General features: G+C 52.5%; 1 protein-coding gene. It reads left to right on the forward strand.

Features of this window, described 5'->3' with window-relative positions; genetic code table 11:
• A partial coding sequence (locus ABRS97_RS27675; protein ID WP_367819407.1) for an amino acid adenylation domain-containing protein occupies window positions 1-8,830 on the forward strand: 8,830 nt, incomplete at both ends.

Consider the following 8,830-nt stretch of genomic DNA (forward strand, 5'->3'; position numbering starts at 1 on the left):
CTGCTGCTGCAGGGGCGGTTGCAGGAGCGTGCGGCATACGACGGCAAGTGTGTGCTGCTCGACAATGCCGGATCATACGCCGAAGACGGCTCGAACCTGGAGTCTGTCGCTAGCGCTGAGCACTTGGCCTACGTTATTTATACCTCCGGCACGACGGGCAAACCGAAAGGCAACTTGACCACTCATCGCAACATCGTTCGCGTAGTTAAAGACACGAACTACATCGAGATCGGCGAGCAGGATATCGTCCTGCAGCTTTCAAGCTACGCGTTTGACGGCTCGACCTTTGACCTCTATGGTGCGCTGCTAAACGGAGCCAAGCTTGTGCTTGTGTCCAAAGACAACTTCCTGGAGATGGAGAAGCTGTCTCAGCTTATCGAACAGGAACGGATTTCGGTTATGTTCATCACAACCGCCTTGTTCAACGTGCTTGTTGATGTGAATATAGAGGCACTGCGTTCGCTCCGCAAAGTGCTGTTCGGCGGGGAACGGGCATCCGTCTCCCATGTGCGGAAAGCGCTCGGGTTCTTGGGAGCAGGTAAATTGATTCACGTGTACGGACCGACGGAAACAACGGTATTTGCCACGTATTATCCAGTAGATGAGTTGGCAGAGAACGCAGTAAGCTTGCCGATTGGACGCCCGATTAGTAATACGGCAGCGTATATCGTTGGATCGGGCGGTACGCTGAATCCGATCGGGGTTTCAGGAGAGTTGTGGATCGCCGGGGACGGCGTGGCCAGAGGCTATCTGAACCGGCCCGATGTAACCGCAGAGAAGTTCATAGACAACCCGTTTGCGCAAGGAGAGCGGATGTACCGGACGGGCGACCTCGCGAGATGGCTGCCGGACGGCAACATCGAGTTTATGGGACGGATCGATGACCAGGTGAAAATTCGCGGTTACAGGATTGAGCTTGGCGAAGTAGAAGCTCAACTCTTGAATGTCGAAGGTGTGCTTGCGGCAACCGTCATTGCACGGGAAGACGAGCAAGGTCAAAAGCACCTTTGCGCATACTTCGTACCGGATCGGGAGCTAACCATAAGCGATCTGCGCAGCGTATTGTCGCAGGAGCTGCCGGGATACATGGTTCCCGCCTATTTCGTGCAGTTGGATGAGCTTCCGCTTACCGTTAACGGTAAAGTCGATCGGAAAGCGCTGCCTGCTCCAGAAAGAGATATGCAGACAGGAGTTGACTATGCAGAGCCCCGCACACCTGCTGAGCATGCGTTGGTTTCTGTATGGCAGTCCGTGCTGGGCATCAAGCAGGTGGGGATCAAGGACAACTTCTTCGATCTGGGCGGAGACTCGATCAAATCGATTCAAGTTTCATCCCGCTTGCTGCAGGCCGGTTACAAGCTGCAGATGAAAGATTTATTCCAGCACCCGACCGTTGCGGAACTCAGTCTCCGTCTGCAGTCAGCCAGCAGCTCCGCTTTCCAAGGGGACGTTGCAGGAGAGGTGAAGCTTACGCCGATCCTTCGCTGGTTCTTCGAACAGGATCAAGATGAACCGCATCATTTTAACCAAGCGGTCATGCTTTACCGCGAACAGGGCTTTGAGGAGCAGGCGCTTCGCCAAGTCATGAAGAAGATCGCCCTGCACCATGATGCACTTCGGCTCGTTTTCCGCAATAGCGAGGACGGCGTTGAAGCCTGGAACCGCAGGTCGCATGAAGGTGAGTTGTACACGCTGAATGTGGTTGACTTCACGCAAGAAACGGACTGTGCCCAGGCTGTTGAAGAAAAAGCAAGCGAAATTCAAAGCGGCATGAATCTAAGCCACGGACCATTAATGAAGCTTGGACTGTTCCGCTGTGTAGACGGAGACCATCTGCTGATCTGCATTCATCATTTGGCGGTGGATGGGGTCTCCTGGCGCATTCTGTTTGAAGATATTGCTGAGGGCTACGAGCAAGTCGTAAACGGACAGGACATCCGTCTCCCGCAGAAAACCGATTCTTTCCAGACATGGGCCAAACAGCTGACGGCATATGCCGATAGTCCGGAAATGGCAGCTGAACGCGCATACTGGCAGCAGGTCGCGGCATCCGGATACGCAGTGCTGCCCAAAGATCATGAACATGACAACGTGTTGACAGTTCGTGACAGCGAGGTCGTCAGCATTCTTTGGACCGATGAGGAAACCGATCAACTGCTCAAGCAAGCGCATCGTGCCTATAACACAGAAGTGAACGATCTTCTGCTTACGGCGCTGGGGATGGCGATTCATGCCTTGACCGGTATCGAGCGGGTGCCTGTGAATCTGGAAGGCCACGGACGGGAACAAATTTTAACCGATATCGACATTACCCGCACCGTCGGCTGGTTTACAAGCCAATTCCCTGTTGTACTGGAAATCGGCAAAGATCATTCGCTGCCGCAGCTGATCAAAACAACGAAGGAAACTTTACGTCACATTCCTAACAAAGGGATTGGCTACGGCATCCTGAAATACGCGTCTCTGGAGCAGGACAAGGTCGAATTTGGCACCGAGCCCGAGATCAGCTTTAACTATTTGGGACAGTTCGACCAGGATCTGGCGCACAGCGGTATGCAGTTTTCGCCATATTCCATCGGCGCTGTCGTGAGTGACCTGACAACAATGAAATACCAGCTCGATGTCAGCGGTATGATTTCTGGCGGCGTGCTTGAGTTTACAATTCGCTACAACGGTAAAACGTACGACAAAGAAACGATGGACCGGCTAGGTGCGCTGTTGAAGGCAAGCCTGCAGGAAGTTATTGCCCATTGCGTGGCGAAAGAACGGACAGAGTTGACGCCAAGCGATGTGAAACTGAAGGGAATGACACTGGAGCAACTGGAGCAAGTTGTGGGTCTAACCCGCTCCATCGGCGAGATGGAAAACGTATATGCGCTCACGCCGCTGCAGAAGGGCATGCTGTTTCATAGCCTGCTGGAGCCGCAATCCGGCGCCTACTTTGAGCAAGCGACGTTTGACCTGGAAGGAACGTTCCATATCGAAGCGTTCAAACAGAGCCTAGACTTCCTTGTACAAAGACATCATATTCTTCGGACGAATTTCTATGTTGGACTTGGCGACCAACCGTTACAAGTCGTGTTCAAGGAGCGGAAATCCGGTTTCGCCTATGAAGACCTTCGCGGGATGGGTAAAGCGGAGCAAGCTGCTTATGTGGCAGACTTTACAAAAAAAGACAAGACGCAGGGATTTGCTCTTGGTCAGGATGCGCTGATGCGCGTATCTGTGCTGCAAACCGGCGATCAATCGTATCGCTTTATCTGGAGCTTCCATCATATCCTGATGGACGGCTGGTGCTTGTCGCTAATGACAGGCGAAGTATTCGGAAGTTACTTTGATTTCCTCAAACAGCAGCAGCCGGAGCTGGCTCCGGTAACACCGTACAGTCAATATATTGAATGGCTCGACAAGCAGAACGGCGAAGAAGCCGCCACGTACTGGGCAACCTATTTGACTGGTTACGAGCAGCAGACCTTATTGCCGAAAGTTATACAAGATAAGCAAGGGGAATATGCCGCTGAGAAATTGATTGGCATGTTAAGCAAGGAATTGACCGCAGGACTTAATCTGACAGCCAAGCAGCATCAAGTGACGATTAACACGTTGATGCAGACGGCATGGGGTATTGTTCTGCAAAATTACAACAACAGCTCCGACGTTGTCTTCGGAAGCGTTGTGTCAGGCCGACCAGCGGAAATTCCGGGTGTAGAAAACATTATTGGTCTGTTCATCAATACGATTCCAGTCCGTGTACAATGCCAAGCGGGCGAAAACTTCGTACAAGCGATGAGAAGAAATCAGGAGCAAGCGCTGATGTCGCATGGCTACGATACGTATCCGCTGTTTGAGATTCAGGGATTGAGTGCCCAAAAACAAGAACTGATCAACCACCTCATGATCTTCGAGAACTTCCCTGTGGAACAGCAGGTGGAACAGTTGGGCAGCGGCAGCGAGGATAGCCAAGATAGCTTCGAGATTGCGAATGCTGTCTTGTCCGAACAAACGAACTATGATTTTAACTTGATTGTGTTGCCGGGGGAACAGATTCGCATTGATTTTGAATATAACGCGAACGCCTACGACCTTGTAAGCATGAAACGGATGCAAGCTCATTTCGTGCATGTTCTGGAACAAATTACGGCCAACCCGACTATTGGCGTTCATGAGCTTGAAGTAGTGACGGCACAGGAGAAAGAGCAAATTCTTCTGACATTCAACGACACGGCAATGGACTATCCGCGCGAGAAGACGATCTATGGTTTGTTCGAGGAACAGGTAGAACGCACACCGGATCGTGTCGCGGTGCAGTTCGAAGACGAACAGCTAACTTACAGCGAGCTGAATGAGCAAGCAAACCGCATGGCGCGAACACTTCGCGCTGAGGGTGTCCTGCCAGACGATAAGGTTGGCATCATGGTCGAGCGTTCTCTGGAGATGATCGTCGGCATCTATGCCATTCTCAAAGCCGGGGGCGCCTATGTGCCAATCGATCCGGAGTATCCGGCAGAGCGCATAAGCTTCATCCTGGAGGATTCTGGAGCCAAACTCCTGCTTACGCAGCAACATCTCGGGGATCGTGTGCCTGCTGAACTGAACAGCAAAGTCATCGATCTGAACGATGCAGGGCTGTACGCTGAAGACGGCTCGAATCTGGAGCCGCTGGCCGGACCACGCGATGTCGCGTATGTCATCTATACGTCGGGATCGACCGGCAAGCCGAAGGGCGTGATGATCGAGCACCATTCGGTCATCAACCGGATCTTGTGGATGCACGAGCGTTATCCGATAGGCGAGGCAGACGTTATTTTGCAAAAAACGGCGTTCACATTCGACGTGTCGGTGTGGGAGCTGTTCTGGTGGGCGATGGTCGGCTCCAGTGTATGCATGCTGGCCGTCGGCGGGGAGAAGAGCCCCGAACAGATCTTGGCAACCATCGAACGCAGTGGTGTAACCACGATGCACTTTGTTCCAGCGATGCTGCACGCCTTCCTGGATTTTGCCGAGCAGCAGCCGACCCGCAAACTGGCTGAGCAGCTGGGATCGTTGCGTCAAGTATTCGCCAGCGGTGAAGCATTGCCGCCGCAGCATGTGGCGCGCTTCCAGCAGGCGGTGGCCTGGATCAACCGAGCACGGTTGATCAATCTGTACGGGCCAACGGAAGCAACCGTTGACGTCTCGTACTTCGATTGCGAGCCGGATGCCGCGTATCCGGTCATTCCGATCGGCAAACCGATTCACAATACGCGATTGTACATCGTGAAGGAAGGAACGCAGCAGCTGCAGCCAATTGGCGTAGCCGGAGAGCTGTGCATCGCCGGTGTCGGCGTGGCGAGAGGCTACCTGAACCGTCCCGAGCTGACGGCGGAGAAGTTTACGGACGATCCGTTTGCGGACGGGCAGCGGATGTACCGGACGGGCGATCTGGCGCGCTGGCTGCCGGACGGCAACATCGAATACCTGGGTCGAATCGACCACCAGGTCAAGATACGCGGCTACAGGATCGAGCTGGGCGAGGTGGAATCGCAGCTATTGAACGTGGAAGCCGTGCTTGAAGTGGTCGTCGTCGCCAGGGAAGACGAGCTCGGACAGAAGCAGCTGTGCGCTTATTACGTCGCTGCTGCCGAATTGACTGCAGGCGAGCTTCGCAGCCGCTTGTCCGAAACGCTGCCGAGCTATATGGTACCGACGTACCTCATGCAGTTAGAGCAGATGCCTCTGAGTCCGAACGGCAAGATCGACCGCAAGGCCCTGCCAGCTCCGCATGGAAGTGTCAGAAGCGGCGCAGAGTACGCGGCACCGCGAACGAATTTGGAGCGAACGTTGGTTGCGATTTGGCAAGCTGTGCTGGGCGTTCGGACAATTGGGATTTTCGATAATTTCTTCGATCTGGGCGGAGATTCGATCAAATCGATTCAGGTTTCCTCCAGATTGCTGCAAGCAGGCTATAAATTGGAAATGAAGGACTTGTTCAAATACCCGACTGTGGCGTCTCTAAGTCCGCATGTTCGGGCAAACACACGCATTGCAGATCAGGGGGAAGTGACGGGCACTGTACAACTAACGCCGGTTCAGCGCTGGTTCTTCGAGCGACAGCAGGCCGACCCGCATCACTTTAACCAGGCAGTGATGCTGCATCGTCCGGAAGGATTCGATGAAGCGTCGCTCCGCAAGACGATGCGGAAAGTCGCCGAGCATCATGATGCACTGCGGATGTTGTTCCACGACACGGGCAGCGGAATTGAGGCTCGGTACCGGGGAGTGAACGAGGGAGAGTTGTTTGATCTTGTCATCATCGATCTGCAGGGCGAGTCGGATGCCGCATCGATCATCGATGCCAAGTCGACCGAGATTCAAAGCTCTATTGATTTGAACGAAGGGACGCTTCTGAAGCTGGGGCTGTTCCGATGCGCAGATGGCGACCACCTATTGATCGCCGTCCATCATTTGGCGGTAGATGCAGTGTCATGGCGGATATTATTCGAAGATATTGCCACTGCTTATGAGCAAGCCCTCAAGGGAGAGACCATTCGTTTCCCATACAAAACGGATTCGTTCAAGGCCTGGGCCGAGCAGCTGCCGATTTATGCGGCCAGCCAGCAGCTTCAGCAGCAACAGTCGTATTGGGAGCAAATTGAGCAAGCAGATTGCCGTCCGCTGCCGAAAGATTTTGCCCATAATAAATCACTTCTTAGAGACAGTGAAGTCGTAGCGATAGCATGGACGAAGCAGGAGACCGAGCAACTGCTGAAACAAGCGAACCGTGCTTACAACACGGAAGTCAATGACTTGCTGCTTACCGCGCTTGGCATGGCGATCCATGGTTGGAGCGGAATCGAACAGGCCATAGTAAGTCTGGAAGGTCATGGACGTGAAGCGATCATGGCGGATATTGACGTTACACGCACCGTAGGATGGTTCACCAGTATATATCCGGTTGTGCTCAAGACGTCACCTGATCGGTCACTGTCCCAGCGAATTAAGCAGACGAAGGAGCAGCTGCACTGCATGCCGTATAAGGGGATTGGCTACGGTATTCTCAGATACTTGGCTGAAGATCCGGTTCATGAAGGGAAGAGCCGTTTCACGGCTGAGCCGGAAATCAGCTTTAACTATTTGGGTCAGATCGATCAGGATTTACAGGAGCATGACATCCGGTTATCCCCACATTCAGGAGGGGAATCCACAAGCGCCAACGCGGAACTTCGTTATGCGCTTGATCTGAACGGAATGATTTCACAAGGAGAACTGCAGTTTACAATCCGTTACAGCGGTAAAGAATACCGCAAGGAAACGATTGAACGATTGGCTAGTTGTCTTCAGATGAGCCTGCAGGACGTTATCGCTCACTGTTTAAGCAAGAAGCAGCCCGAACTCACGGTTAGCGACGTATCGCTCAAGGGACTTAGCCAAGAAGAGCTGGAGCAGTTCGTGGAACAAACGGCAGCTATCGGGGATCTGGAGAACATCTATGCGCTCACGCCGATGCAGAAGGGCATTCTGTTCCATAGTCTCATGGATTCGGATTCAGGCGCTTACTTCGAGCAATCGTCGTTTGACCTGGAAGGCAAATTCGATGTTGAAGCGTTCGCACAAAGTTTTGACATGCTGGTCAATCGGCATGAGGCTCTGCGCACCAGCTTTTATACGGGATGGAAGGAAGACCCGGTTCAAGTAGTATTCCGCAACAGACCAGGCAAGCTCATTTACGCGGATTTGTGTGAAATGAGTGCAGAGGATCGTGAAGCCTACATCGTTCGTTTCACTGGTGAGGATAAGAAACAAGGCTTTGACCTCGCACAAGACACTCTGCTTCGTGTATCCATATTGCGCACTGATGCGGATGTGTATCGCATTGTTTGGAGCTTCCACCATATTGTGATGGATGGATGGTGCCTCTCGCTCGTTGCCAAAGAAGTGTTCGACATTTACTTTGCGATTCTGGCGCGTAAGGAGCCAGAGCTTCCAGAAGTATTGCCTTACAGTCAATATATCGAGTGGCTGGAGCTGCAGGACAACGGGGAAGCCTCCTCCTACTGGAGCGGATATTTAGCTGGCTATGAACAGCAAAGCTTGCTGCCAAGCGGTAAACAGCCGAATAAAGGTACAGGTTATGTTTCGCAGCGTCTCGATGTTGATTTGGGTGCTGAATTAACCGGTCAAATTCATGGGATGGCGAAGCGCCTCCAGGTGACGGCTAACACGCTGGTGCAATCCATTTGGGGAATTTTGCTGCAGCGTTACAACGGCAATGAAGATGTTGTATTCGGCAGCGTTGTATCGGGTCGTCCGGAAGAAATTCCGGGCGTGGAACAAATCGTCGGCCTGTTCATCAATACCATCCCGGTTCGTATTCGCTGCGAGGCGAAAGAGACATTCGCAGATGTTATGAAGCGGACCCAGGAGCAAGCCATAGCTTCTCATGCTTACGATACGTTCCCGCTTTACGACATTCAGGCATCGACTGAACAGAAGCACGAGCTTGTCAACCATATTGTGATCTTCGAAAACTATCCGGTTGAAGAGCAAATCGAACAGCTTGGAAGCGAGGACGATACTGGTTTCAAAATGACGGGTGTCGAGACGGTCGAACAAACAAACTATGATTTTAACCTGGTCATTCTTCCCGGGGATGCGATGAAAATTTATGTCGGGTACAACGAAATGGTGTTCGACAAGGCTAGTATCCAACGGATTCAAAGTCATTTAGTCGGTCTATTGAAACAGGTTGTCGCGAATCCAGAAATAGGTGTGAGTGAACTGGAAGTCATCACAGAGGATGAGAAAGCGCAGATCTTTGATGAATTCAACGCTACTGCGATGAGTTCTCCTC

The organism is Paenibacillus tabacirhizosphaerae, from assembly GCF_040812395.1.
In the GTDB taxonomy this organism is placed as follows: Bacteria; Bacillota; Bacilli; order Paenibacillales; family NBRC-103111; genus Paenibacillus_E.